The sequence below is a fragment of the Algoriphagus sp. genome (assembly GCF_013373065.1).
In the GTDB taxonomy this organism is placed as follows: domain Bacteria; phylum Bacteroidota; class Bacteroidia; order Cytophagales; family Cyclobacteriaceae; genus Algoriphagus.
Map to the genome: position 1 here is coordinate 259,419 of NZ_JABXIN010000003.1, position 25,219 is coordinate 284,637.

Annotated in this window: 23 protein-coding genes; 12 read left to right on the forward strand and 11 right to left on the reverse strand. The window is 41.8% G+C overall.

From position 1 onward, the window contains the following. Nucleotides 1–58 precede the first annotated feature (58 nt). Nucleotides 59–385, reverse strand: a complete 327-nt coding sequence (locus tag HWE15_RS03565) for an iron-sulfur cluster assembly accessory protein (RefSeq protein ID WP_290506123.1) — start codon at nucleotides 383–385, stop codon at nucleotides 59–61. Between the two features lie 92 nt (nucleotides 386–477). On the opposite strand from HWE15_RS03565, the gene mce reads away from it, so the two are divergent. Together mce and thiL are read left to right on the forward strand one after the other, a co-directional pair. Further along, complete coding sequence (gene mce, locus HWE15_RS03570) at nucleotides 478–879, forward strand: methylmalonyl-CoA epimerase (protein ID WP_290506124.1); 402 nt, start codon at nucleotides 478–480, stop codon at nucleotides 877–879. A gap of 116 nt (nucleotides 880–995) precedes the next feature. Then, nucleotides 996–2,024, forward strand: a complete 1,029-nt coding sequence (gene thiL, locus HWE15_RS03575) for a thiamine-phosphate kinase (RefSeq protein WP_290506125.1) — start codon at nucleotides 996–998, stop codon at nucleotides 2,022–2,024. Nucleotides 2,025–2,093: 69 nt separating this feature from the next. On the opposite strand, the gene HWE15_RS03580 is transcribed toward thiL, so the two are convergent. From HWE15_RS03580 to HWE15_RS03605, 6 genes are all read right to left on the reverse strand, one after another. Continuing rightward, nucleotides 2,094–4,355, reverse strand: a complete 2,262-nt coding sequence (locus HWE15_RS03580) for a molybdopterin cofactor-binding domain-containing protein (RefSeq protein WP_290506126.1) — start codon at nucleotides 4,353–4,355, stop codon at nucleotides 2,094–2,096. A 12-nt stretch (nucleotides 4,356–4,367) separates the two neighbouring features. After that, a complete protein-coding gene (locus tag HWE15_RS03585) occupies nucleotides 4,368–4,826 on the reverse strand; it encodes a (2Fe-2S)-binding protein (RefSeq protein ID WP_290506127.1) in 459 nt (152 codons plus the stop codon). Between the two features lie 101 nt (nucleotides 4,827–4,927). After that, nucleotides 4,928–7,174, reverse strand: coding sequence for a molybdopterin cofactor-binding domain-containing protein (locus HWE15_RS03590; RefSeq protein WP_290506128.1), 2,247 nt, complete (start codon nucleotides 7,172–7,174; stop codon nucleotides 4,928–4,930). Between the two features lie 116 nt (nucleotides 7,175–7,290). Further along, entirely contained in the window at nucleotides 7,291–7,830 is a 540-nt protein-coding gene (locus HWE15_RS03595; RefSeq protein WP_290506129.1) for a flavodoxin, read from the reverse strand. 88 nt (nucleotides 7,831–7,918) lie between these two features. Continuing rightward, nucleotides 7,919–8,380 carry a nuclear transport factor 2 family protein gene (locus HWE15_RS03600; protein WP_290506130.1) on the reverse strand — a complete coding sequence of 154 codons (462 nt, stop codon included), beginning with the start codon at nucleotides 8,378–8,380 and terminating at the stop codon, nucleotides 7,919–7,921. A 6-nt stretch (nucleotides 8,381–8,386) separates the two neighbouring features. Next, nucleotides 8,387–8,839, reverse strand: a complete 453-nt coding sequence (locus HWE15_RS03605) for a nuclear transport factor 2 family protein (protein ID WP_290506131.1) — start codon at nucleotides 8,837–8,839, stop codon at nucleotides 8,387–8,389. 13 nt (nucleotides 8,840–8,852) lie between these two features. On the opposite strand from HWE15_RS03605, the gene HWE15_RS03610 reads away from it, so the two are divergent. The 5 genes from HWE15_RS03610 (at nucleotide 8,853) to HWE15_RS03630 (ending at nucleotide 13,206) form a co-directional block, all read left to right on the forward strand. Continuing rightward, on the forward strand, nucleotides 8,853–9,068 hold the full coding sequence (locus HWE15_RS03610; protein WP_290506132.1) for a hypothetical protein: 216 nt from the start codon (nucleotides 8,853–8,855) through the stop codon (nucleotides 9,066–9,068). A 278-nt stretch (nucleotides 9,069–9,346) separates the two neighbouring features. After that, nucleotides 9,347–10,246 carry an AraC family transcriptional regulator gene (locus tag HWE15_RS03615; RefSeq protein WP_290506133.1) on the forward strand — a complete coding sequence of 300 codons (900 nt, stop codon included), beginning with the start codon at nucleotides 9,347–9,349 and terminating at the stop codon, nucleotides 10,244–10,246. A 66-nt stretch (nucleotides 10,247–10,312) separates the two neighbouring features. Further along, complete coding sequence (moaA, locus tag HWE15_RS03620) at nucleotides 10,313–11,293, forward strand: GTP 3',8-cyclase MoaA (protein ID WP_290506134.1); 981 nt, start codon at nucleotides 10,313–10,315, stop codon at nucleotides 11,291–11,293. Continuing rightward, the gene (locus HWE15_RS03625) at nucleotides 11,294–12,469 is read left to right on the forward strand and encodes a molybdopterin molybdotransferase MoeA (protein WP_290506135.1); all 1,176 of its coding nucleotides are present in this window, start codon (nucleotides 11,294–11,296) and stop codon (nucleotides 12,467–12,469) included. It begins immediately after the preceding gene. Beyond that, nucleotides 12,469–13,206, forward strand: a complete 738-nt coding sequence (locus HWE15_RS03630) for a sulfite exporter TauE/SafE family protein (RefSeq protein ID WP_290506136.1) — start codon at nucleotides 12,469–12,471, stop codon at nucleotides 13,204–13,206. Before HWE15_RS03625 ends, HWE15_RS03630 begins: the two co-directional genes overlap by 1 nt. A gap of 16 nt (nucleotides 13,207–13,222) precedes the next feature. Here the strand turns inward: HWE15_RS03630 and HWE15_RS03635 are convergent, their stop codons facing one another. Beyond that, nucleotides 13,223–14,578, reverse strand: a complete 1,356-nt coding sequence (locus tag HWE15_RS03635; protein WP_290506137.1) for a glucoamylase family protein — start codon at nucleotides 14,576–14,578, stop codon at nucleotides 13,223–13,225. Between the two features lie 81 nt (nucleotides 14,579–14,659). On the opposite strand from HWE15_RS03635, the gene HWE15_RS03640 reads away from it, so the two are divergent. The 5 genes from HWE15_RS03640 to HWE15_RS03660 all read left to right on the forward strand — a co-directional run bounded on the left by HWE15_RS03640 (nucleotide 14,660) and on the right by HWE15_RS03660 (nucleotide 20,896). Next, the gene (locus tag HWE15_RS03640; RefSeq protein ID WP_290506138.1) at nucleotides 14,660–15,901 is read left to right on the forward strand and encodes an ectonucleotide pyrophosphatase/phosphodiesterase; all 1,242 of its coding nucleotides are present in this window, start codon (nucleotides 14,660–14,662) and stop codon (nucleotides 15,899–15,901) included. Nucleotide 15,902: 1 nt separating this feature from the next. Beyond that, nucleotides 15,903–16,301 carry a group III truncated hemoglobin gene (locus HWE15_RS03645; protein ID WP_290506139.1) on the forward strand — a complete coding sequence of 133 codons (399 nt, stop codon included), beginning with the start codon at nucleotides 15,903–15,905 and terminating at the stop codon, nucleotides 16,299–16,301. 81 nt (nucleotides 16,302–16,382) lie between these two features. Continuing rightward, nucleotides 16,383–17,420 (forward strand): hypothetical protein, encoded by a 1,038-nt coding sequence (locus HWE15_RS03650; RefSeq protein ID WP_290506140.1) that lies wholly within the window; start codon nucleotides 16,383–16,385, stop codon nucleotides 17,418–17,420. A 24-nt stretch (nucleotides 17,421–17,444) separates the two neighbouring features. Then, nucleotides 17,445–18,338: a formate/nitrite transporter family protein gene (locus tag HWE15_RS03655; protein WP_290506141.1), complete on the forward strand. Its 894-nt coding sequence runs from the start codon at nucleotides 17,445–17,447 to the stop codon at nucleotides 18,336–18,338. Between the two features lie 17 nt (nucleotides 18,339–18,355). Continuing rightward, nucleotides 18,356–20,896, forward strand: a complete 2,541-nt coding sequence (locus HWE15_RS03660) for a family 20 glycosylhydrolase (protein ID WP_290506142.1) — start codon at nucleotides 18,356–18,358, stop codon at nucleotides 20,894–20,896. On the opposite strand, the gene HWE15_RS03665 is transcribed toward HWE15_RS03660, so the two are convergent. From HWE15_RS03665 to HWE15_RS03675, 3 genes are read right to left on the reverse strand one after another with little or no spacing between them, the layout of a single operon-like run. Beyond that, nucleotides 20,893–21,630, reverse strand: a complete 738-nt coding sequence (locus HWE15_RS03665) for an SIS domain-containing protein (protein WP_290506143.1) — start codon at nucleotides 21,628–21,630, stop codon at nucleotides 20,893–20,895. The genes HWE15_RS03660 and HWE15_RS03665 overlap by 4 nt on opposite strands. A 5-nt stretch (nucleotides 21,631–21,635) precedes the next feature. Continuing rightward, nucleotides 21,636–23,762 (reverse strand): c-type cytochrome domain-containing protein, encoded by a 2,127-nt coding sequence (locus HWE15_RS03670; RefSeq protein WP_290506144.1) that lies wholly within the window; start codon nucleotides 23,760–23,762, stop codon nucleotides 21,636–21,638. Next, a complete protein-coding gene (locus tag HWE15_RS03675; RefSeq protein WP_290506145.1) occupies nucleotides 23,763–25,217 on the reverse strand; it encodes a DUF1501 domain-containing protein in 1,455 nt (484 codons plus the stop codon). Nucleotides 25,218–25,219: the final 2 nt, after the last annotated feature.

The window sequence follows — 25,219 nt, forward strand, 5'->3', positions numbered from 1 at the left end:
GTTTTTATTCCATAAAAAAAGCAACCCAAAGGTTGCTTTCAAATGGTGCAGAAATTTGTCAAACGGAGAAACTCTCCCCGCATCCGCAAGTTCGGCTTGCATTGGGGTTGATGAATTGAAATCCTTTCCCGTTAAGTCCATCACTGAACTCCAAGGTAGTACCCGCCAAATAGAGTAGGCTTTTTCGATCTACGATGATTTTGATTCCCTTGTCTTCGAAAACATGGTCGGTTTCAGTCGTTTGCGCATCAAAATTCAAGTCGTACATTAAACCTGAGCAACCGCCACCTTTTACCGATACTCGGATGTTTTCATTGTCAGTGCGGCCTTCCTCTTTTTTCAATTCCAAAATTCGCTCTTTAGCCTTATCAGATACGATGATCATATATTCTTAACTTTACGTCTTCCAATTTTATTTAGCAGGGTAAACACAGCCTTTTACTAAATAATTCAATTACAAATATAAGAATTATCAAGATGAGAAAAATTGAGCATATCGGGATAGCGGTGGCGGATTTAGAAAAGTCCAATGAACTCTTTGCCAGGTTGTTTGGAAAAGATGCCTACAAATCCGAAAAAGTGGAAGGAGAAGGGGTAGAAACTTCCTTTTTTCAGGTTGGAGAAACAAAGGTGGAATTACTCCAAGCTACTCGGTCTGATAGTCCGATTGCGAAATATTTGGAAAAGAAAAACGAAGGCATCCATCACATTGCTTTTGATGTGGCCGATATACATGCGGAGGTTCATCGTTTGAAGGAAGCTGGTTTTGAAATTCTAAACGAAACGCCCAAAGAAGGAGCAGATAATAAATTAGTGGTATTTTTGCATCCACGAAGTACTAATGGGGTTTTGGTGGAGTTGTGTCAGGAGAAGCGTTAAAATAAATTGTAAGCAGTAAATCCTAAGTTGTATAAATAGTCCATTACTCTTTAGTGATAGTACATTGACTTTCTTTGTCTTGGTACTTTGGACTTTTTACATCATACAAGAATATTATGTCAGAAAAACGTACAGAAATAAGTGAATTGGGTGAGTTTGGGCTCATTGATCATTTGAATGAAAAGGTCCAGCTAAAAAATTCTTCTACACTAAAAGGAATTGGTGATGACGCGGCTGTAATCGATGCTGGGGATCATGTGAAAGTAGTTACTACCGATTTACTTTTAGAAGGGGTTCACTTTGATTTGGCCTATGCGCCACTTCCCCATGTCGGTTTCAAGGCTGTAGCCGCGAATGTTTCAGACATTGCCGCTATGAATGCCATTCCTAAGCAAATCACAGTGAGCATTGCGCTATCCAATCGTTTTTCTGTGGAGGCTGTAGATGCACTTTACTCCGGTATAAATGCTGCCTGTGAGCACTATGGTGTAGATCTAGTAGGAGGGGATACTACGGCTTCCCGAGGCGGATTGATTATTTCGGTTACTGCTATCGGTGAAGCTCAAAAGGAACAAGTTGCCTATCGAAGTGGCGCGAAAGTCAATGATATTCTCTGTGTGACAGGAGACTTAGGCGGGGCTTTGATTGGACTTCAGGTTTTGGAAAGAGAGAAGCAAGTATATCTAGCCAATCCCGACATGAAGCCTGACTTGGAAAAATATGCCATAGTAAGTGGACGTCAGCTGAAGCCAGATGCACGAATGGATATTATTCATGAATTCCGGGAATTAGGTGTGGTTCCAACATCCATGATGGATGTTTCGGATGGGTTGGCATCGGAGATTTTCCATATCTGCAAAGCTTCAGGAGTTGGTGCCATTATTTATGAGGATAAACTTCCGATTGATAAACAGACCTTTGATACAGCAGTAGAATTGAATATTGATCCCATCACTTGTGTACTGAATGGAGGTGAGGATTACGAGTTGTTATTTACAATAGATCAGAAGGATTTTCCAAAACTGGAAAAGCATCCCGATATTCATTTCATTGGACATATTACCAAGTCTGAGGAAGGAAAATATTTGGTTACAAAAAGTGGAACAGCCGTTCAGCTCAAAGCGCAAGGCTGGCAGCATTTTTAAAAACAAATCCCCTGAGAAATGATCTTCAGGGGATTTTTTTATCCGAACTGTAAGTTTGTAATTTAAAACTTACATTCTCAAATTCCCCATTTCTAATTGAGGTGCAAAGGGTTGCTCATAGTAGCGTTTCCCTGTTGCTTTGTAGAGTGAATTTGCCAAAGCTGCAAAAACAGGAGGGAATAGCGGTTCACCCAATCCTGTTGGATTCTCAGTAGATTCCACAAAATGAACCTCAATTTTCTTCGGAGCTTCTTTTTGTCGAATCATCCGATAGGTGTCGAAATTTGTTTTTGTTGGGGCTCCATTGTTAAATGCTAATTCTCCAAAGAAAGCATTTCCGATACCGTCCACAATTGCACCTTCCCCCATATTGGCGGCAGAATCCGGATTGATAACAATGCCACAATCAACGGCTGCATACACCGATTCTACCACTGGCTTATTGTCTTTGATGACTGTATCCACAACCTCTGCTACATAGGAATTATGACAGAAATAAGCAGAAACGCCTCGATGAACATTGGACTGGGCCTGATTCCAGTTAGATTTTTCCTTGACTAATTGCAAAACGCCTGCATAGCGTTTTGGATCATAGTCATTATTGGTGCCAACAGGGTCTGTTTCAGCCCGTTTAAGTAGTTCTAATCTGAAATCAATCGGATCTTTTTCCATTTCTTCTGCTAATTCATCCAAGAAGCTTTGCTCAGCTCCTGCGATAAAGTTGGACCGTGGAGCCCGGAAAGCACCTATCGTTATGTTTGATGGAATATCCCAACTTTCGGCTAAGTAATGATCTAAAGCCCCTGCAGGGAAGCGATTTGCATGGAGAGGAGACTCAGGGATTCCACCTGCCTTCACATGCAGCGCTAAAAGGTTGTTGTTTTCATCCAAAGCTGCGCGGTAAGTAGCCGAATAGGTTGGGCGGTAGACACCTGCAGACAAATCATCTTCTCTGGTATAAACCATCTTCACCGGAGCCTGAATTTTTTGAGAAATCAAAGCAGCCTCCACCATGTGATGACTATAGGCTCTTCTTCCGAATCCTCCACCCATTCGAGCAAGATTGATTTGAATATTTTCTCGAGGAATTCCTAAACTACTTGATAAGGTTCCCATGATAAACTCTGGAGCCTGGGTTGGACCATAAATAACTGCTTTATTGCCTTTTACATCCGCAAAGCAGTTCATGGGTTCCATGGTGTTGTGGGCCAAGAAGGGAGCGGAGTATGTTCGTTCGATTACCTTGGCGGCTTTTTTGAACATGCCTTCCGGGTCTCCATCTTTTCGCACTACAGTTCCCGGATTTTTAATGAATTCAGCCATTCTAGATTTGTGACTAGAAGTATTTTCTAGTCCAGAAGGGACAGTTACATCCATACTATTACCTCCGAATCCAGCCATTTTAAATTTGGTTTCCGGAGCTTTCTCCCATTCTGCCACTAAATTCTTTTTCGCCTGCATGACTTCCCAGGTGGAATTTCCCACAATGGCTACGATTTCGGGGAAGGTGGTTGTGTCGAAAAAGTTTTGGACATAATCATCCTTGAAAACATTGATTGAAAATACATCCTGAATACCCGGCATCCCCATCACAGAATTTTTATCAAAGGATTTCAAGCGCATACCAAAAGCCGGAGGGTGAACAATAGCAGCATATTTCATTCCTTCAACCTTATGATCGATCGCGAAAAGGGGCTTTCCAGATACGATTTTCTGTCCATCCACATTCCTTTTGGAATGACCGATGATTTTGAAATCGGAAATGTCTTTCAATTCCACTTCTTCAGGAATCTCCAATGTAGCGGCTAAGGATGCCATTTCTCCGTAGTGAGCTTTCTTGCCACTGGCTTTATGTTCCAGAATTCCGGCTGAAGTGGTGATCTCATTTGCGGGGACATTCCAGCTTTGCGCAGCAGCTGCTACCAACATGGCTCTTGCAGTTGCTCCTGCAGTTCGTAAAGGAGTCCACCCTTGTCTAATACCCTGACTACCACCTGTAAATTGCCGATCAAATCGTTCTGGATAAAAATCAGCTTGCTCTACCCACACATTTTTCCAATCTGTATCAAGTTCTTCTGCCAAGATCATCGGCATGGAAGTTTTGACATTAGATCCGAATTCAGGATTTGGAGAGTAAAGGGTCACAGCTCCATTTTCCCCGATTTTTATATAGCTATTCAATTCAAACCATTCCTTTGGCAATCCCAATTCTTCTTCAGGAGTTGGCTTACAACCAGCCAACCAGCTAAAACTGAGCATCATGCCGCCACTCGCAAGTGCGGAAACCCTCAAAAATGATCTTCGGTCGAGTTTCGTGTTAACTTTCGTCATGGTTGAAAGGGTTTAAAGTTTTTGTGCTGCAGTTTTTACCGCTGCTTTGATTCGTAGATAAGTGCCACAACGGCAAATATTCCCATTCATGGCATTTTCAATTTCCTCATCACTTGGATTTGGATTTTGCTGAAGCAAGGCTGCCGCTGTCATGATTTGTCCTGCTTGGCAATACCCACATTGAGGGACATCATGTTCCATCCAGGCTTGCTGAACAGGATGATCTCCATTTTCTGAAAGACCTTCAATGGTAGTGATTTGTGCACCTTCCGTAGCTGAAACAGGAAGCTGACAGGAGCGAACTGCAGTTCCGTTTAGATGAATGGTGCAAGCACCACATTGAGCGATACCGCAGCCAAACTTGGTTCCTACGAGATCCAAATGATCTCGCAATACCCAAAGAAGTGGCGTAGAAGGATCCACATCTACCTGTTGGGTTTTTCCATTGATATTGAGGTTGAATTGAGCCATAGTATTTTCAATTAAGTCTTAAATATAATTATCCCTAGCAGGGAAAACCTTACGATATTCAAACTGAAATTATTATAAATCAAGCGAATAAGCTATTCATTTCATGCTAATCCATTCAAATCATGAATGAACGGTTGATTGTAGAATCGTTTCCCTGTAGCTTGATAAAGCGCATTGGCTAGGGCGGCAAAAACTGGAGGGTAGGCAGGTTCTCCCAAACCAGTTGGATCTACCTGACTCGCTACAAAATGAGTTTCAATTTCTTTTGGAGCTTCTTTTAATCGAATCATTCGGTACTGATCAAAATTACTTCGATCAGGAGCCCCGCTGATAAATTTCAATTCTCCAAACATGGCAGTACCGACTGCATCCACTACTGCTCCTTCACAAAGATTTTTGGAGGCATCTGGATTAATTAAAATACCGCAATCAATTGCCTGTGTTACTTTTTCGATCTTGACTTGGCTGTTTTCTATTTTCAAATCTAATACCTGTGCTGCATAGCTATTATGACAGAAATAGGCCGAAACTCCTCTTGAAATTCCTTCAGTTTTCTGATCCCAATTGGATTTCTCCTTGACCAAATTCAAGACTCCTGCATAGCGCTCTGGATCATAGTCGTTCCTATCTCCGACAGGATTGTTTTTGGCTTTTTCCAAAAGCGAAAGACGGAATTCGATGGGGTCTTTATTGACTGCTTCTGCGATTTCATCCAAAAATGATTGTTCGGCAGCAGCGATAAAGTTGGACCGAGGGGCACGGAAAGACCCAACGGTGATATTGGAAGGAACGATCCATTCTTCGGCTAAGTAATTGTCCACAGCTCCTGCAGGGAATCGATTCGCATAGAGAGGAGGCTCTACCAAGCCCCCCGCATTGACGTGGAATCCAATTAAATTATTGTCCTTGTCCAATGCAGCCCGGTAGGTTGCTTGGTACATTGGTCTATAGATTCCTCCTGTCATATCGTCTTCTCTGGTATAGATCAGTTTGATAGGAGCATTGACTTTTTGGGAAATAACCGCTGCTTCAATCAGCCAATGTGCATAGGAGCGCCTTCCATATCCACCTCCCAAACGAGTCATTTCGATGTTGATATTTTCAAGGGGTAAACCTAGCCGGGCAGAAAGTGCTTGTTCTGTGAGTTCAGGCTTTTGTAAGGGGCCGGCACAATCAACTTGATCTCCTTGGACATGCGCAAAGAAATTCATTGGTTCCATGCAGTTGTGTGCTAAAAAAGGGCCGTGATAGGTTCTTTCAATGATTTTGGCAGCAGTAGCGAAAGCAGCTTCTGGGTTCCCGTCTTTCCGAACAGTTTGAGCATTTTTTGATGCCGCTGTCATTTTTTGAGTTTGTAGATCATGGTTTTCCAGGCCTTTGGGAATAGTCCGTACTTCCTTTCGGCCGAACCAATCCCGATTTTCATCATAGGTAGAAAACTCTTCCCATTCGACTTTCACAGCCTTTTTTGCATTCATTACCTCCCAGGTGGACTTACCTACGATTGCTACTAAATCAGTGAAACTTGTAGTATCAAAAAAGGTACGTTCGTAATCGTCTTGATGGGATTTAATCTGAAAAATATCCCTTATCCCCGACATTGTTATAGCCTGGGAAGCGTCAAAGGATTTGAGGCGCAAACCATGGGCAGGGGGATGAATAATCATCGCGATTAGCATGCCCTCCTTTTTGTAATCTATTCCAAATAGTGGTTTCCCGGTGACTATGTTTTTACTCTCTACGTTTTTATGGGACTTGCCGATAAGGTTGAATTCGGAAATCTCTTTTAATTCAACTTCCTTAGGAATTTCCAGGGTGGCAGCAAGAGAACCCATTTCACCATAATTTGCTTTTTTTCCACTGGCTTTATGTTCTAAAATTCCAGCGGAAGTAGTGATTTCATTAGCAGGGACATTCCAGGTTTGCGCTGCGGCAGCAACCAAGAGCGCTCTTGCCGTGGCTCCTGCAGTCCGCAAGGGAATCCATCCGATTCGGATCGCTTGACTTCCTCCAATAAATTGCCGGGTGAAATTATCAGTATCCAAAGGGGCTTGTTCGACCACCACATTTTTCCAATCTGCATCCAATTCCTCCGCTACGATCAAGGGCATTGAGGTTTTGACATTTTGACCTCCTTCTGGATTTGGAGACATGATCGTAATCAATCCATTTTTTCCAATTTTGATATAGCCATTCAGTCCAAACCACTCCTTTGGCAAGCCCAATTTTTCCAACTCCTTGGGTTTGCATCCACTCAGCCAGTTGAAGCTCAGAAGTAATCCTCCACCTGCAAGGGCAGAGACTTTGAGAAACGATCGGCGATTGAGTTTTTCGGATGTAGTGGCCATAAATTCAAGACTTTGAAATTCAATTAGGTCAATTCCAATATGTTGTCAAAGGTTTTTTCCATAAACAGAACCAATTACCAAAATTAATTTGGGGAGATAAAAGAATGTTACACAACTCAAATCATTCCGATTCGCTTAAGCCATCCTTTGATTTGACTTTTTACTTCTATTTCTTTTTCACCTTTCATGACAAAAAGGATCCCATCCCGTTCTATCCCTCCCTTGGTGGAAAAACCTTCGAGGATGGGGCTGTTAGGACAGAGTTTCTCTACCGTTTCAAAACTGCTTCCGATTCCATAGCCTGCATTCGTATTGAATGGTATGACTGTTTTTCCACTCAGATCATATTGATTGAGAAAGCTTTTTAAGGGCGGTGGAAGCTGCATGCCCCAGGTGGGAAAGCCCACGAATATGATCCCGTAGGATTCCATTTCTGGGATTTTTGTTTTGAGCACAGGAAAAAACCCGCTTTCATTTTCCCTGGCTACCTGATCTACAATCGCCCGATAATTTTCGGGGTAGGGAGTTACCAGCTCCAATTCTACCAAGTCTCCACCTACTTCCCGATGAATCATTTCCGCCACGGCCTTGGTGTTTTTGGTTCGGGAGAGGTACGCAATGAGGATTTTATCGGATTCCACCTGAGTTTTTTCCATACTCACCTCAGGTTTGGTTTGGCAAGAACCAAGCAGGGAGGAAAAGAAGAAAATGCACAGAAAGAAAAGCCTCAACTTTTTATTGTTTTCAATTTCCTCCTGGAGTCATGAGTTTGGTAAAGGAAAGTGAACCCAATTTCCAGGCTCCGTCCTTTTTGATATAAACTTCAGTGACCATAAAAGGATTGGTTACTTCATTTCCTCCTACCACGGCCAGAAGTGTAATGCGATTGAGGAGGATGGCGGTGTCCTCTATGATTTCTACCGAAACCTCATGAATGTCGGCTTGCTTGTACCAAATGAATCCATTACGGATGATCTCCACTTCCCGATCTTTGCCCCAAGCGCCGCCCATGTGGACGAAAACAGATTTGTCGTCAAAAAGCTCTGCGAGCTTGTCCGCATTTTTGTCTGCCATCCATTGCCATTTGGTTTTGGAGAGCTCGATTAGTTCTTGTTTGGGAGTTTCATTTTGGGAAAAAACCAAAGAAGAGTTGAAAAACAGGAAGATAAATACCAGGGCTGATATTGTTAGGCATATTTTTTTCATGGGAAATTATTTCTGGATTTCGTGAGTATCCCTCACACTGCTAAAGGTCAATGCGAGCATTTTCCAGTCATTGTCTTGCTTTTGGTATACTTCAGTAACGGTGAACTCGGTGACTACATCACTACCTCGGACAAAGGCCGTGAGCGTAATTCTATTCCAGACCACAGCAGTGTTTCCAAACAATTCAACTGCTGAATCATGGACCTCTGCATTTTTGTACCAAATGCTTCCCGATTCGATTATTTCTAATTCTCTTGGAGTAGTCCAGGTGCCGCTCATGTGCACAAATTTAGCCTGGGGATCAAAGAGCTTTTCCAACTGGTCCACATCCTTTTCAGCCATCCATTTCCATTTGACCATGGATAGCTCGAGGACCTCATTTTCAGTTTGGGAAGACTGACCGTAAGTAAAGCTTATGAACGAAATAAGAACGAGGAGAAATAGCGTTGGTTTTTTCATGGTCAAAATGATTTTGGGAGAATTAGAATACAAAAATCAACTGATAATTGCTGAAAAAGATACATTTTTCAAACCAATACCTATAAAAATCAAATATAGAGTAGAAATAAAGCCTTTTTTTAGTTGGCAAAAAAACAACTCCAAGGAGTCGGCTCTTCAAGTATTTTTGATTTCAAGTATTGGAAAAGGCTTTTTCCCTAAAGGAATGTTTGAATTGTATAAGTTTTAATTTGAAATTGATTATCTCGACAGGGCTGTTAATGGAGAAATTTGTAGTATAATTTCATTGATTTACATTTCATCTGTCCTGCCATTTGATCAAATATGAATGGTAATGCGAAACCTTGAGTTATTAGTTTTCAATTACTTCTTATTTCTTTTGCCTTGATTTTAGTAAGTCATAATTAAAAATCGAAAAACTTCAACTCCAGCCTCTTCGGAGATGATTTGGTTTGGATTAGGGGTCTTTTATTCAAGATTAATTATTCTCAGTTAAAAAATAAACCCATGGACTCCAACGAAAGCCTGGAAGAATTTTATAAGCGAAAATTTAACTGGATTCCGGAAAGTCTTGCTTCGGAAATAGGTCATTTTAATATTTTCCGACTCGAGCCCTACCTGGAAGGGAAAATGAAGGCTGTTCCTTACCGAAAGCGGGATTTTTACAAAATCATGCTAGTAAGAGGTGCGGGCACCGTGCACTACGCAGACAGGGTCAATGAGGTGAAAAAGCAAGCCCTGTCCTTTTCCAATCCCTTGGTTCCCTACAAATGGGATCATCTAGCCCCAGATACCAAAGGAATCTACTGCATTTTCAACCCACACTTCTTCATGAACTTTGGGCAAATCCAGCAATATGAGGTTTTTCATCCTAATGGGATCCATGTTTTTGAACTTGAAGATAAGGAGGTAAAGGAGGTGGAGCGGATTTTTGAAAAGATGGAATCTGAATTCAATTCCGAATACAAATACAAATACGATGCGCTTCGGGCCTTGATTTTAGAGCTGATTCATTTTGGGATGAAACTCCAGCCAGCTGAGATTCAGAAAACCCAACACGGAAACGCTTCCCTGAGAATCGCTTCCATCTTTTTGGAACTGCTGGAAAGGCAATTTCCCATCGATGAAACCCATCAGTCCATCGGCATAAGAAGCCCCTCGGATTTTGCTGATCAACTTAATATCCACGTGAATCACCTCAATCGGGCTGTCAAAGAAATGACAGGAAAGACAACTTCCCAACTTATAGCTGAGCGCCTTTTGCAAGAATCGAAAATTCTGCTCAAGCAAAGTAACTGGAACGTATCCGAAATAGCCTTTGGATTGGGATTTACGGAAGTCACCCACTTCAATAATTTCTTTAAAAAGCATGTATCTTTAACACCTACACAGTATCGAAAAGGGTGACGTCTGGTTGAAACCATTTAACCTATTTAAGTTTTCTACTGTGGAAAAAATACCTATTCTAGCAAAATGCTTCAAGACAGTTTTGGACGTGTTCACGATTATTTAAGGATTTCCCTCACGGATCATTGCAATTTCCGTTGTACCTACTGCATGCCAAAGGAGGAGATGGAGTGGATGCCTCAATCCAAACTCATGAGTAAAGATGAAGTCTTGAAATTAGCTGAGATTTTTATTCAATTGGGAGTTAAGAAAATCCGCTTAACAGGAGGAGAACCGCTTGTTCGAAAGGAATTTCCTGAAATTCTTCAAAATCTTTCCAAATATCCGGTCGAATTAACGCTTACCACCAATGGGGTTTTAATCCATAAACATCTTGATGCCTTGAAGGATGCTGGAGTTCGCTCGGTAAATGTTTCTTTGGATACTTTGAATCGGGAAAAATTCATCAAGCTTACCAGGAGAGATCAACTGGAGCAAGTGTGGAATAATATTCTCCTTCTTTTAGAAAATGGATTCCGGGTAAAAATCAATGCGGTTGCGCTTCATGGATTGATCGAGGACGAGATTTGTGATTTTGTAGCCCTGACTGAAAAGCTTCCAATCCACATGCGTTTCATTGAGTTTATGCCTTTCGCAGGCAATCACTGGCAAAGCAAAAAAGTGGTTACCGCGGCACAGATGCTGGATTTAGTTCGGGAAAAATACGAAATCGTCAAGTTGGAAGACAAAAAGCACGATACGGCTAAAAAGTATAAGGTTCCTAGTTTCGAAGGAACATTTGCATTCATCACTACTATGAGCGAAAATTTCTGTGCTGGCTGCAATCGGATACGCTTGACGGCAGACGGAAAGATCAAAAACTGTCTCTTTGGCAAAGAAGAATTGGATCTTTTAGGCGCATTGCGAAAGGGAGAAAACGTGGAGGAAATCATCCGTCTTTCAATTTCTAGAAAGCATAAAGCCTTGGGCGGTCAATTCGATCCAGATTACCTCAAAGCCAATCCGCAGGCTATCGAAAACCGAAGTATGATCAAAATCGGAGGCTAAATGATTTCTGTAAATGAAGCGAAGGCCATTCTCCAACAGCTTGACCTTCCTCGGCGAAAATTAACTTTACCCATACAAGCTGCTCAGGGTTTTTTCCTAGCTGAACCTATTTCCGCTCTTCTCGATGTTCCTTCCTTTGATAATTCAGCCATGGATGGCTATGCATTTTTATGGGAAGAGGGAGTGAACAAATTGGAGCTGGTTGGAGAAGCTGCGGCAGGGTCAGCCAACCTTCCGAAAATCGAGAAAGGACAGGCGATACGGATTTTCACAGGAGCCCCCATGCCTAAAGGAGCGGATTCGGTAATTATGCAGGAGAAAGTTACTAGGAAGGGGAATTTGATTCATTTTGATCCGCTAGATGCTCATCAGGGAAATCATGTACGCTACCGGGGAACTCAGTGCAAAAAAGGGTCAACCATTGCCCAAGCAGGTGCTGAGATAAGTCCAGGCCTGGTAAGTCTCTTGGCTTCGGTGGGAGTGGAAAAAGTAAAGGTCTTTCGAGCGCCCAAAGTTGCTCTCATTATCACCGGTAATGAGATTCAGGACTTGGGAACTGCACTAAGCTACGGTCAAATATACAATGCTAACGGCCCAGCTTTGGAAACCTGGTTGAGAAGGCTGCAAGTGTCTGGAATCCAGCAAATCAAAGTTCAGGATCAAAAAGAAGCCGTAGTAGAGGCCCTTGCTCAAGCGCTGGAGGAATATGATCTGGTCATTTTTACCGGAGGGGTCTCCGTAGGAGATTACGATTTTGTTAAAGTTGCTTTGGAAGAGAACAAGGTCGAGCAGCTTTTTTACAAGTTGAAGCAAAGACCTGGAAAGCCCCTATATGCCGGGAAAAAGAATGGGAAAATAGTTTTTGCGCTTCCGGGAAATCCGGGTTCGGTACTTTCTTGCTTTTTGCAGTATGTCAAACCTGTAATTCAGACTTGGAAAGGGGATGTTGGAGCTTGGAGACATTTTCAAGAGCTTCCCTTAGCTCATGATTTCGAAAAGAAAATCCCACTCACCCAATTTTTGAAAGCTAAAATCAAAGATGGAAAAGTGGAAGTACTTCAGGGGCAAGAATCCTTTAATTTGATTGCATTTGGTCTGGCAGATGGATTTGTTGAGATTCCGGAAGAGTCATCATTTGTCGAATCAGGCACACCTTTGAGATTTTATCCTTGGTAATGGAAGACTTGATTTACTACGGATTATTTTTCCTGATGCCTTTTGCGGCATTTTTATATGCCTCGGTGGGTCATGGGGGAGCGAGCTCCTATTTGATGATTTTAGCACTGTTGGGCTTTGCTCCGGAAGAAATCCGACCGACAGCATTGATTCTCAATATGATGGTGTCAATGGCTTCTTTTTTGAATTACCGCAAGGCAGGTGAATTCCCGACGAGTCTCTTTTGGTCCCTGATTTTATTTTCAATTCCAGCTGCATACCTCGGTGGGACTATTTTATTGGATGCCTCTATTTATAAAAAAGTGTTGGGAGCTTTATTGCTTTTTCCTGCTTTGAAATTTGCTGGAGTTTTTCCTATCGCTGAGAAAAAGAAACTGGAGCGAAAATGGTGGATGGGGCCATTACTTGGCCTGCTCATTGGATTTTTATCAGGAATGATTGGGATAGGTGGGGGAATCATTCTTACACCTATCGTCTTGATGCTTGGATGGGCGGGAGTTAAAGAAACTGCGGCATTGAGTGCTTTATTCATTTTTTTGAATTCAGTTGCAGGCTTTTTAGGGGCAAGTATCTATGCGCTTCCCTTAAAAGAAGAACTTTGGATCCTGGTGCCCTTGACAGTAGCAGGAGGAATTTTGGGTGCCTATCTCGGAGCTAAAAAGTTTTCAGTCAAATCTTTAAAATACCTCTTAGCCTTTGTCTTGCTTTTTGCTTCTATCAAATTAATGTTGAGTTAGGAGGTCCTTTTTGGGGCTAAGGAACCTGAAATTCAAATCCTAATTTTTCCAAGCCTGCTTGAATTTCGGGGGCATTCATAAATAGTCTCCAGCCCAAACCGGAGCGATAGTTCTCTATCATACTGACCATTGGTCCTTGGTCGATAGCTAAATAGCGCTGGGGATAGAAATCATATTGTGGGCTCATGGCATCATAGAATCCATAGGGTCCAAATACTTTTTCTCCATAATTTTCATAAAGATTCCGAATGACGTTCATGCATTCCTCAGGAGTATAGACAATAGAAGAAACTGCAGCAGTAGGAGATATCACCCCTGTATCATCACCCGGCCGATGAGCGTGGTAAAAATCAGTGGAATAGGAGGCTGTTAATCCCCAAAGATCCGTTCCGTAGCCTTTGTAGTTACCCGGATTGGCCACACACCAAGCTCGGTTGATCAACGTTTGGTTGACGTTTTCTTGCCAATAATCAGCATACTGATCCCGTAGGCCATGAGGATTTAGGCTTAGGTAAGAATAATGAGCCCAAAACAAAGGGCCGCCCATTTCTTCCGCTCCATTGTGTTTGAGTTGCAGTGGATATCCAAATGCGCCAGCATTCGATGCTTTGATTCCTCCAGATCGTGCCCAACCTTCGTGATAAGCAGCAGATCCGATTGAATGAGTTGGAGAGGCTACCGCCAAAATATAGGTAATGAGAGTCTCATTATACCCCTCCAAGGCAAAATTCATGTCCCACCCGTAATTTGGAGACCAATGCCAATAAAGTACATTTTTACCACCTTGCGTATGCCAATCCCACTCCATTTCTTCCCAAAGTTTTTGAATTCGATTGCTAATGGTCTTTTCTTCTGCAGATCCATTTTTGAAGTATTCGCGGACAGCCAATAAGCCTTGCATTAGAAATGCGGATTCTACCAAATCGGCCCCATCATCGGTTGGGCTAAATGGTTTGACATTTCCTGTTTTCCCATCTAGCCAATGTGGCCATATACCATGAAATCGATCAGCCCTCTCTAAAAAGTCTAGCATTTTTTTGAATCTCAATACAGCTACTGGACGGCTAATCCATCCGCGTTCAATAGCACCTAGAATACCGATCAAGCCCATTCCTGTTCCTCCTGTTGTAATGATGTGCGCATCATTATCTGGGTAAACCCCATCTATATGAATACGTTCCGGTGCCATTCCTGAATTTTCTTCTGCTCCTTTCCAGAAATACTGGAAGGTGTAATATTGAACCGTGTCGAGTAATTGCTCATCTGATAGCCCTAAATGAATTTTCGAGGAAGATTCATTTTTTTCCTCAGGTTGGGATTCAGGAGCACAGGCAAAAAAGGAACAAAAAAGGATTAGCAAAGGGGTTTTCATAGACATTAGCTTAGGTCAAGCAAATAATTTAAGAAATAGATTGAATTAGAGAAGACAGCTAAATAATTTTGAAGAAAAACTATGCGCCGGTTTTTCCTGTTAATTCTCCTTGTTCTGGGTAGTTTGTCTGTTTCAATAGCCCAAGAAACGCAGAAAAATTATGTGATTTTAATTTCTTTGGATGGATTTCGTTATGATTACGTTCAGCGCTTTCAACCAAAAAATCTCATCCAGTTTATTCAAGAAGGAACCGCGGCTAAGGGTTTAATTCCTTCCTTTCCAAGTAAGACGTTCCCTAATCATTATACCATTGCTACCGGCTTAAAGCCAGAGCATCATGGAATAGTGGATAATAATTTCTGGAACCCCGAGAAAAATATGCAGTACTCAATTTCCAATCGAGAAGTGGTCACTGATGGGACTTGGTACGGAGGAACCCCTCTCTGGGTGTTGGCAGAACAAAATGGAATGAAGGCTGCCAGTTATTTTTTTGTGGGAAGCGAGGCGGATATTCAGGGAGTTCGGCCTAGTTATTATTTTGACTATGATGGAAATGTCCCCAATCTAGCACGGATTTCAAAAGTTTTTGAGTGGCTTCAGCTTCCTGAAACAGAGCGACCTCAAATGATAACCATGTATTTTTCAGATATGGATGATACTGGACATCGCTATGGACCTCATAATGATGAACAACTGAAGAAGACGCTCGATCGATTAGATCATGAATTAGGGGCTCTTTTTGAGGGAGTAGCGAGTTTGGATTTGCCAGTTACCATCGTAATTGTTTCTGATCATGGGATGGTTGATGTTCCCAAAGAAAATCTCGTAAATCTTACCGAACTCATTGAGGGCATTAATGCTCGTGTGGTCAACTCCGGCGCATTGGCACATATTCATCTTTCTGATCCTTCTGAAAAGAAAAAGGTCATCGAGTTAATTGAGGGAAGGGGAGAGCATATTCATGTGGTAGACGTGGCTGATCGAGCTTATTATAATGATTTGAGTCTTCACGCAGATTTGATGGGTGATCTGTTGATCATGCCTGATTTAGGATATTACCTAGCAGATGAGAGGGGAATGTTTCGCTATCAAAACCGTTCGGTGATGAATAAAACCGATGTTTTTGGAGAGCATGGCTACAGTCCTGACTTTCAGGAAATGCAGGGGATTTTTTATGCAAATGGACCTCAAATTAAGAAGGGGTTGCTTATTGAGCCTTTTGAGAACTACCATATTTACCCTATGATTTGCAAAATTTTGGGATTGCCAATTCCAGAAGAAATTGACGGTAAATTGGAAGTGTTGGCTCCGGTTTTGAAATAATATGAAAGGACGTCATCCCATCAAAAGCCGAGAAGAGATTGATTTTTTAGTTCGGAGATTTTATGAAAAAATCCGGGTTCATGACCTTCTGGGACCTGTATTCAACCACGTGGTAAAGGACTGGGATCACCACTTAATTCACCTAAGTGATTTTTGGGAAATCATCCTATTACAATCCGGGCCGGGAGCTGGAAAGTTTAATCCAGCGCAGGTTCATCGTGATGTCGACGCGACTGTCAATCATCAAATTGATCAGGTACATTTTGGGAATTGGTTAGCGTTATGGTTTGAAACCATCGATCAATATTTTGAAGGCGAGGTGGCGGATTTTGCAAAAGAACATGCAAGAAGAATGGCGCACATGCTCTTCATGCGAATCTGGGAGGCTCGTCCCAAATAGAATTATTTAAATGAGAACCTCTTGGTTTTCAGGATTTTTTTGTAGCTTATTTGAACTTTCAAAAGTTTAAATTTTTCAATAATGCACTATCTATCGATCTATTTCAAGCCTAATAAATTTATTGCTTTCCTGTCTATTCTCCTTTTTTCCATTCCTGTTTATGGGCAGCAAGACCTGTTCGATTCCGATGAAATCCTGGAATTGAAAATGCAATTTTCGGTGAAGGATATTCGTAAGGAAACCAATGACAGCACTTTTGTGGATGAGGTGATTTGGGTAAAGGATGAAAGTGGAACCTGGGAAGAAATTCCGGTAGAACTTAGGGTTCGCGGGAATTTTCGTCTTACGAATTGCTACTATCCTCCCTTGCGGATGAAGATCAAAAAGAAAAATCGGGAGGGAACTGTTTTCGAAGAGAATAAAAGCCTAAAGGTCGTTTTCCCTTGCTCTCGTGCTAAAAATGCAGAATCCTATGTTGCAAAGGAATTCATGGCCTATCAGATTTTTGAAGCCGTATCGGAATACACCTTTGATACCAGAATGATCAGAATTACTTTCATCAATGAAGATGATAAAAAGGGAGAGGAGTTGGAGCTGCTTGGATTTTTGTTGGAGGATGATGATGATGTAGCGGATCGATTTGATGGTGAGATTTTAGAAGGTAAGAAAATATTAGGGAGTTTGATGGAAGATTTGCCCTCTGTTCGCCATGATTATTTTCAGATGCTAATTGGCAACACAGATTTTTCCAGTCTGTTTCGGCATAATTCCAAAATACTTTTATTGCCAGAGGAGCGGCTTATTCCTTTGGCTTATGATTTTGACATGACGGGCTTGGTTAATCCTCCCTATGCTCAGGTAAGTAATCTGGTGGATATTGAAAAAGTGACAGATCGCTTATTCCGTGGATTTTGCAGGGAAAGGGAAGTTTTTGATCAAGTCCGAACTGAATTTTTGGAAAAGGAAAATCAGATAATGGGGATTGCATCTGACTATGAAGAATACCTGAGTCCTGCAGAGTTTAGAGAAACTCAACGGTTCTTGTCAGGGTTTTTTGATATTCTCAAAAATGACAAGGCTTTTGAAAATCAAATTATCTTAGCTTGTAGAAGCTACTAGGATAGGAAATATATTACGCTATCGATGATTTGGAAGAAAAAAGAAAAGACTCCTGAGGAACTTGAGCGGGAAAGACAAAAGGAAATCGACCGCCATATTCATAAAACCGGACATAAAAATTCCGATGGTGCTAAGACCCATGGGGAGATACTCCGGGATCAGATTACTGAAGCACTTCAGACTTATGACAAAAGTACCAGCAGTATTTTACTGAGTTCCTTTACGGCTGGTTTGGAAATCAGTTTTAGCTTTCTTCTACTGTGTACTTTCTATTTTTATTTGGAAGGACGAGTCGATCAAGAAGAGATTTTTAAAAGCATTTCACTGGTTTATCCTCTGGGATTTATTTTGGTTGTTTTAGGTCAAAGTATCCTTTTTACAGAGCAAACAGCCCTATTAACACTTCCGGTTTTAAACAAAAAACGCTCCTTTCCAAGCATGATGAAGCTTTGGGGTTTGGTGATTACGGGAAATTTGACCGGAGGCTATTTTATGAGTATGGTATTGGTTTGGCTTGGACCTCGATTGGGTATTTTTGAACACTCCGTGGTTGAAACCATTGCCTTGCATGTGACGCATGGAACGGTTCCTGTTGTTTTTGTTAGTGCTGTGATTGCAGGTTGGTTGATGGGCCTTCTTTCCTGGCTATTGGCTTCATCAAGAGATACTATTAGTCGAATCGTAATGATCTTTTTAATCACCTCCGTTTTGGCATTTGCCGGGCTACATCATAGTATTATTGGCAGTATTGAGGTGTTTTCTGGATTTTTGGTTTCGGATCAAATTAGTTTCTTAGACTACCTGGAATTTCAATCCACAGCTCTACTAGGGAACTCCTTTGGTGGTGCTATTTTCGTCGCATTATTAAAATACAGGGCGTTTGTATTTAACATTGGAAATTTGGATCGTTTGAAATAGGTAATTATTCCTTATCCATGAATCGATTTATTCTTTCACTTATTTTATTTCAGTTTGTTGTTTTTATGGCTTGTGACGCACAATCTCCAGAAAAAAACGGATTAACTATTCAATGGAATTTATTGGATAATCAGTTTGATCCTCCTGGTTTTCATAGAGCACAATTTATTTTGGAAAATCACACCGGACAAGCTTTTCAGGAAGGCTGGAAACTTTATTTCAATTCTGTATTTTTTGATTTGAATGCACAGCTTGAAGATTCAGCTTTTGAAATCGAGCATTTGGCAGGTGATTTTTTTGTATTGAAAGGAAAAGACTCAGGAAAAAAAATTAAAGAAGGAGAAGTAATCTCAATCACCTATAAAAGCAACCGACCATTTCTCAAAAATCATCATGCTCCAGAGTCTCCGATATTTAGTTTATCTGATGGGAAGCTGCTTTCTGATATATCCTATCAAAGCTCGGAAATGAGCGTTCAGGATCTGAAAAAGTATGTTGGTGAGCAAAATCTTCCCATCCCGACAGCTGAATTGCTTTTCGAACAAAATGATGGCCTTTCCCTGCTTCCTAAAGAAGAATTGCCGCCTTTCCTACCTAGCCCCAAATCCTGGAAGATAAATGGCGAATCCATAGTAGCTAGTCAAGCAGGCGTAGGAGTGATCGGTGATAAGGAATTTGGATCAGTGGCTGCTTTTTTAACCAAGCGAATCAAGGAATTCTATTCTCCGGAAATTATCCGGACAGAAAAGCCCATACAGATACGAATTTCACAAAAAGACGGAATGCCTTTAGAGGGGTATTCCTTGGAAATTCGGGATCGTCGAGTGTTGATCTTAGCGAGTGATGAACAAGGAGCTTTCTATGGTGTGCAATCATTCTTGGCCCTCCAGCCAGCAAATTTTTGGTCAGGAGAAACTATGAGTATTCTCTTGCCACAAATTCGAATTGAAGACCATCCGAGCTTTGGCTACCGTGGGTTTTTCCTGGATGTCGCTCGAAACTTCCAGCCCAAAGAAGAAATTCTTAAGCTTTTGGATTTGATGGCACTTTACAAGTTGAACACTTTCCACTTCAATTTGGCAAATGATGAAGGGTGGAGGATTGAGATTAAAAGTTTACCTGAATTGACTACCTATGCTTCCAAGCGAGGGTTTTCGCAAGATGAAGCAGATTTTTTATGGCCATTTTATGGCTCGGGAATATCCGAAAATCAGTCTCCGGGATCAGGTTTTTATTCCCAAGAGGATTTCAAGGAAATTTTGAACTATGCTAAAGAGAGGCATATTGAGGTAATCCCTGAAATAGGTTTTCCCGCTCACTCCAGGGCTGCGATAAAGGCGATGGAAAAGCGGTATGAAAAATTCAAGAAGGCCGGAGATTTGGAAAAGGCGGAAGAATTTCGATTGATCGATCCAGAGGATAAATCTGTGTATTTATCTTCTCAAAATTTCCGGGATAATACGATTTGCGTTTGTAGGGAGTCCGTTTATAATTTTTTTGAAACTGTTGTAATGGAAATGAAAGGGATGTATGAGAAGGCGGGGCTGAAGCTAAAAACGTTTCATACCGGAGGAGATGAAGTACCTCGAGGTGTTTGGGAAAAATCGCCGATTTGCCAGGAATTTTTGGCTCAGATTAATTCTTTGAAAGTGGAAGATTTGGGTCCCTATTTTAGGTCTAGAATTGGATATTTTTTGAAAAATGAAGGAATTCGCCAAGCGGGTTGGGAGGAAATTGGCCAGAAAGAATCGAATAGTCAAATTATTCCCAATTCAGAATTTGCAGATCGAGACTGGCAATTATATGCTTGGAATGCAGTAGCAGGTTGGGGAAGTGAAGATATGGCCTATCACTTGGCTAATGCAGGTTACCCCGTAGTAATCAGTTCCAGCGCTAACTATTATTTTGATTTGGCATATGATTGGGATCCTAGGGAGCGAGGACATACTTGGTCTGGAGTGGGAGATATGTATCAAAGCTGGAAAACGGTACCTAATAAATTTTTCCTTTCACATGATTTGACCATCGATGGAGCAGAATGGGACTGGACCGTGGAAGAAAGTTCATTTGAGAAACTTACTGAAATTGGGAAAAAGAATATTCTGGGGATTCAAGGCCAATTATGGACTGAAACGGTAAAGAGCCCGGCCATGCTGGAGTATTATGTGATTCCAAAGATTTTTGGGTTGGCGCAACGAGCTTGGGAAGGGGATCCCGCTTGGGCTGAAGCTTCAAGTAAAGAGGCAATGAAAGAAGCGCGAATAAGGGAATGGAATGTTTTTGTCAATCAAGTTTCTCAGCAGGAAATTCCAAAACTTGAGAAGTTTCATGGCGGATATCATATGCGAATTCCTGCGCCAGGATTGAAAAAAGTAGGGAGTAAAGTTCATGCAAACCTGCAATTGCCTGGACTTGAGATTCGCTACACTACAAATGGCCAAGATCCGACTTTAAAGGATATGCTTTATCAAGAACCAGTAGAGTATTCTCAAGGCCTACGCTTTCGGGCGTTTTCGCCATCTGGTCAAGGAAGCTTCGTTAGTCAATTGGAGGACTAAAGGGGAGGAATCTCTCTCTTGTATTTTTGAATCAAGAGTTCGTTGTAAACTTCTCCCGTTTCAGTATTTGCACTATTGAAAATCTCAGGGATTATCCCTTTTTCTGCCAAGATCTCTACCGTTTGACACATGATGGCTTGCAGCAGTGCAGCACTAATGACAGTGGAAGTTGCCCCTACCTTGCCTGGTATCCCTTTGATTTCGAGCGCTGCATCTCCAATTTCTCCAAAATTATCCAAAACCAAATCAGCTACTTCAAATAGTCGTAAACCAGAAGAGTGTCTAGAGGTTACAGATTGACTATGTGTCAAATTTGTTATACTAATAACCTTTGCTCCTTCTTTTTTTGCTTCCAGCGCTAATTCAATTGGGACAGCATTTCTTCCGGAATTACTAAAGAGGAAAAAAATATCCTTTTGCTGAATTTGAAGGCCATGTATGAGTTGGCTTGCATACCCTTCTTGCCGTTCAATTTGAGAACTTTCGGATGCGCTTTGGTGAAGCATCAATGCAGGATCAAGAATAGGTTTGATTCTTGCAAAACCTCCAGCTCGGTAAAAAATTTCCTCCGCCAACAGGTGGGAATGGCCAGTTCCAAAGGTATAGATCCATCCTGCATTTTGGAGGCATTCAGATACCCAAAAGGCTGCTCTTTTGATTTCCTCTTCTTGAGAAAAAGCCTGTCGGAGTTTTTCTTCAATAATTTTTTGATAGCGAGTATAGGCCTGCTCCACGTTGGTTAGTTTAAAAGTATTTCATCAATAAAGACCCATCCACGAGCGCCAGCCCCAGGATGCCATTTGGGAAGTGCTGGAATCGGAACCAGTTTCAGGCTTATTTTTTCGAATGGCTCTTCAGGTAAAGGATAGGTCAGTAGTTCTGATCTTATTTCTTGAATTTTTACCGATTGGCTTGGTTGATCCTGGATCAAGAGTTCAGGTTTACCATTTTTCCATATGGTTATTTCTACTTTCACCGGAGGGAAAATATAAGCTCCCTCGTGATAGAGTAAACTGATTCCGATAGACTTGGGTAATTCATTTTCGGGAACTGAAAATTCAGCTTCGAAGGGACGGTCACTGTAGCCCAACCATTCTCCAGAGGTGTGATTATTTTTGCCTTTGATTTGATCAAATAGCGTTTCTGCCAATTGAGCTTGATAATTTGGGCTTGGGTTGGTCAATAGACTTACCTTATTGGGTTTCATACCGGATTTCATAAAAACCGATGTAATTTCTTCTGAGCCGATCCATTCCGGTGCAAAGGCCTTTGCTCGAATTTTCCCGGATGTTTTTACATAAATCGGTGAGGAGTAACTAGGGCTTTGAAGACTATCAGGTTCGCTTCCGTCTAAGGTGTAGCGAATGGTTGCACTTTGGATCGGATGGCTCAATTCTATTCTTAGGCTGTCGGAAAACAAGACTTTGTCTTGTGCGATTTTGGGACTATTGAGTGGTAGAATGATTCCTTCTCCTTCAAAACCAAAGTCAATTTGGGTGTTTGGTAGTTGCTCAGAAAGTCTTTCTTTTTCAAGATCATCTAATCCCGTATTCCAGAGATAGAGATGCTTTAAATTTTTCAATTCCGTAATCCTTTCGACTGCATCAGGTGATAAGGAATTACCAGATAATGACAAATCTTCCAATTGGTTCATCAAAGGAAAATCCTCTAATTGTTCTGCTGACAGGCTGGAAAAGTTTAATGATAATTTTCTGAGATTTTGAAAATCATTTAAGAATCCTAAATCAATTTCAGCTAGCGGCATCTTATCCAATCGAAGCGTGACCAATTGCTCTTTGATTTTTTGTAAATCATTCAAAGAAGTAGGGTCAAAAGCTGAGATCCCGAAATAAGAAACCTCTAAGGCAGGGGACTCCGGGTAGATTGGATTTACTTTCCGGAAAAAGGTATTTAGATCTTCGATTGTTGATGCTTTAGCAGCCTCAAAATCAAAAGTCTCCTCATCCTTAAATCGAATGGAAGCTAATTGGAATAGGTTGCTCTCCTTTGGAAGTTCTTCTACTTTCCCATCAAAACTGGCTCCTGCTTCCACCCAGGCGGTAAGTAATTGAAGTTCTTCATCTGTAAGCTGGTTTTTGTTTTTTGGAGGCATGTGCTCTTCCTCATTCAAGGGTAGATTGATTCGTTGGATCAAAAGAGATTGGTCCATATCACCAGCCACGACTAAGGGCCCTGATTTTCCTCCTTTTTTTAACCCTTCCAGGTGATCCATTCGGAGTTCACCCTTCATTTTTCCTTCGCGATGACAGCTTTCACATTTGGATTGAAGAATTGGTTGAATCACATGCTCAAAAACTTCTGCTTCAGCCAAGGGTACTTGTTTTTCTTTTTCAGCAAATGGCTCTAAAAGGAAGTTTTCTCCATGCGTTAAGTTAGCACCCCAGTGTCCGGTCAACGTAAGGCATATGCCTAGTGTAAGAGCCGGAAAAGAGAGATGTTTTACCTTTCGTTTTTGCAAAAAATATAAAAGGGTTGCTCCCCAGAAGGTTGCCATTCCAGCCCATTGATGCCAGAGAAGCGCATCCCCTTCGTAGTCTTCTCGAGCCAGGATCAAACCCGCAATCACGGAAATGCCGGCAAGATTACTGCCCCAAAGCAAAAAGTTTGAACCAAGTTCCCGAACATTCGCTCTCTTTTGAAGGGATGGGAAAATAAGAAATATCACCCCAATTAAAATCAATGTAATCGGGAAATGAAGGACCAGTGGATGTCCCCTTCCAACTAGTTGGATAAAGGGCGGAAGAGCAAGTTGGTCTTCCCCGATCAATAGAATAAAAGAAAGACCCAGCCATACAAATAGCAGGTTTTCTAAAAAGGCGCTGAGTTTCGGGAATTGGCTTGGCATTTAGACAAGAATATCTTTGACGACATGACCAGACACATCAGTAAGGCGGTATCTTCGGCCTAAATGCTTAAAGGTAAGCCGCTCATGATCTATGCCCAATAGGTGTAAAACCGTAGCTTGAAAGTCATGAACATGGACAGGATTTTCGGTGATGTTGTAACCAAATTCATCCGTTTCTCCATAGATAATCCCCGGTTTAACTCCGCCTCCCGCCATCCAAATAGAAAAGGCTCTTGGGTGATGATCTCGACCATAATTATCTACCTGAATTTTACCTTGGCAATAGTTAGTTCTTCCGAATTCACCTCCCCAGATAACCAAGGTTTCATCCAAAAGTCCTCGTTGCTTGAGGTCAGTAATTAAAGCGGCGGATGCTTGATCCACGTCTTTGGCTTGAAGTGCCATTTCATTCGGGAGGTTTCCATGCTGGTCCCAGCCCTGATGATACAGCTGAACAAATCGGACGCCACTCTCAGAAAGTTTTCTGGCTAATAGGCAATTGGCAGCGTAGGTTCCTGGGACCAGGCAATCTGGCCCATATAATTTCACAATTGAATCTGGCTCTTTGGATACATCAGTAATTTCAGGAACCGCTGTTTGCATTCGGTAAGCCATTTCATACTGCTGAACCTTAGCTGTGACGGAAGGATCATTGAATTCTTGGTAGCTAAGTTCATTCAATGCGGCAATTTGATCGAGCATTTTGCGGCGCTCGCTTCGACTCATTGACTCTGGGTCTTTTAAATACAATACAGGATCTTCTGAATTGGAGAATTGTACTCCTTGGTGAGTTGCATCCAAAAATCCGTTGCTCCATAGTTTACTGTAAACACCTTGTCCATTTCCGCGTCCTCGACTCAATAAAACACAGAAGGCAGGAAGGTTGCTGTTTTCACTCCCCAGTCCATAGCTGAGCCAAGACCCCATGCTTGGACGGTTTCCGACTTGAGCTCCCGTTTGAAAAAAGGTCAAAGCAGGATCGTGGTTGATGGCCTCTGTATGCATGGATTTGATGATGCAAATATCATCGACCACTTTTGCAGTGTATGGGAAAAGGGATGAAATCCAAGCTCGGCCTTCCCCGTATTGTTGGAAATCGTAGTAGGATCCTACCAATGGAAAACGTTCCTGATTTGCTGTCATCCCCGTAAGTCGTTGTCCCATTCGGATGGATTCTGGAAGATCCTGACCATAACTTTTTTGCAAGAGAGGTTTGTAATCAAAGGACTCTAATTGAGAAGGAGCACCATTTTGGAAAAGGTAGATCACTCGTTTTGCTTTAGGGGCAAAATGGGGTATAGCTGCCATGATGGCTTCTTCTTCTTTGCTTTGTCCTCGAAATAGGTCAGGAATAAGTAAAGACCCTAGTGCTGCACTCCCCAAGCCCAAGCTCAAGCGAGACAGGAATTTCCTTCGATTTAAATTTAGCCCATGCTCCAGTAATTCCTTCTCCATGA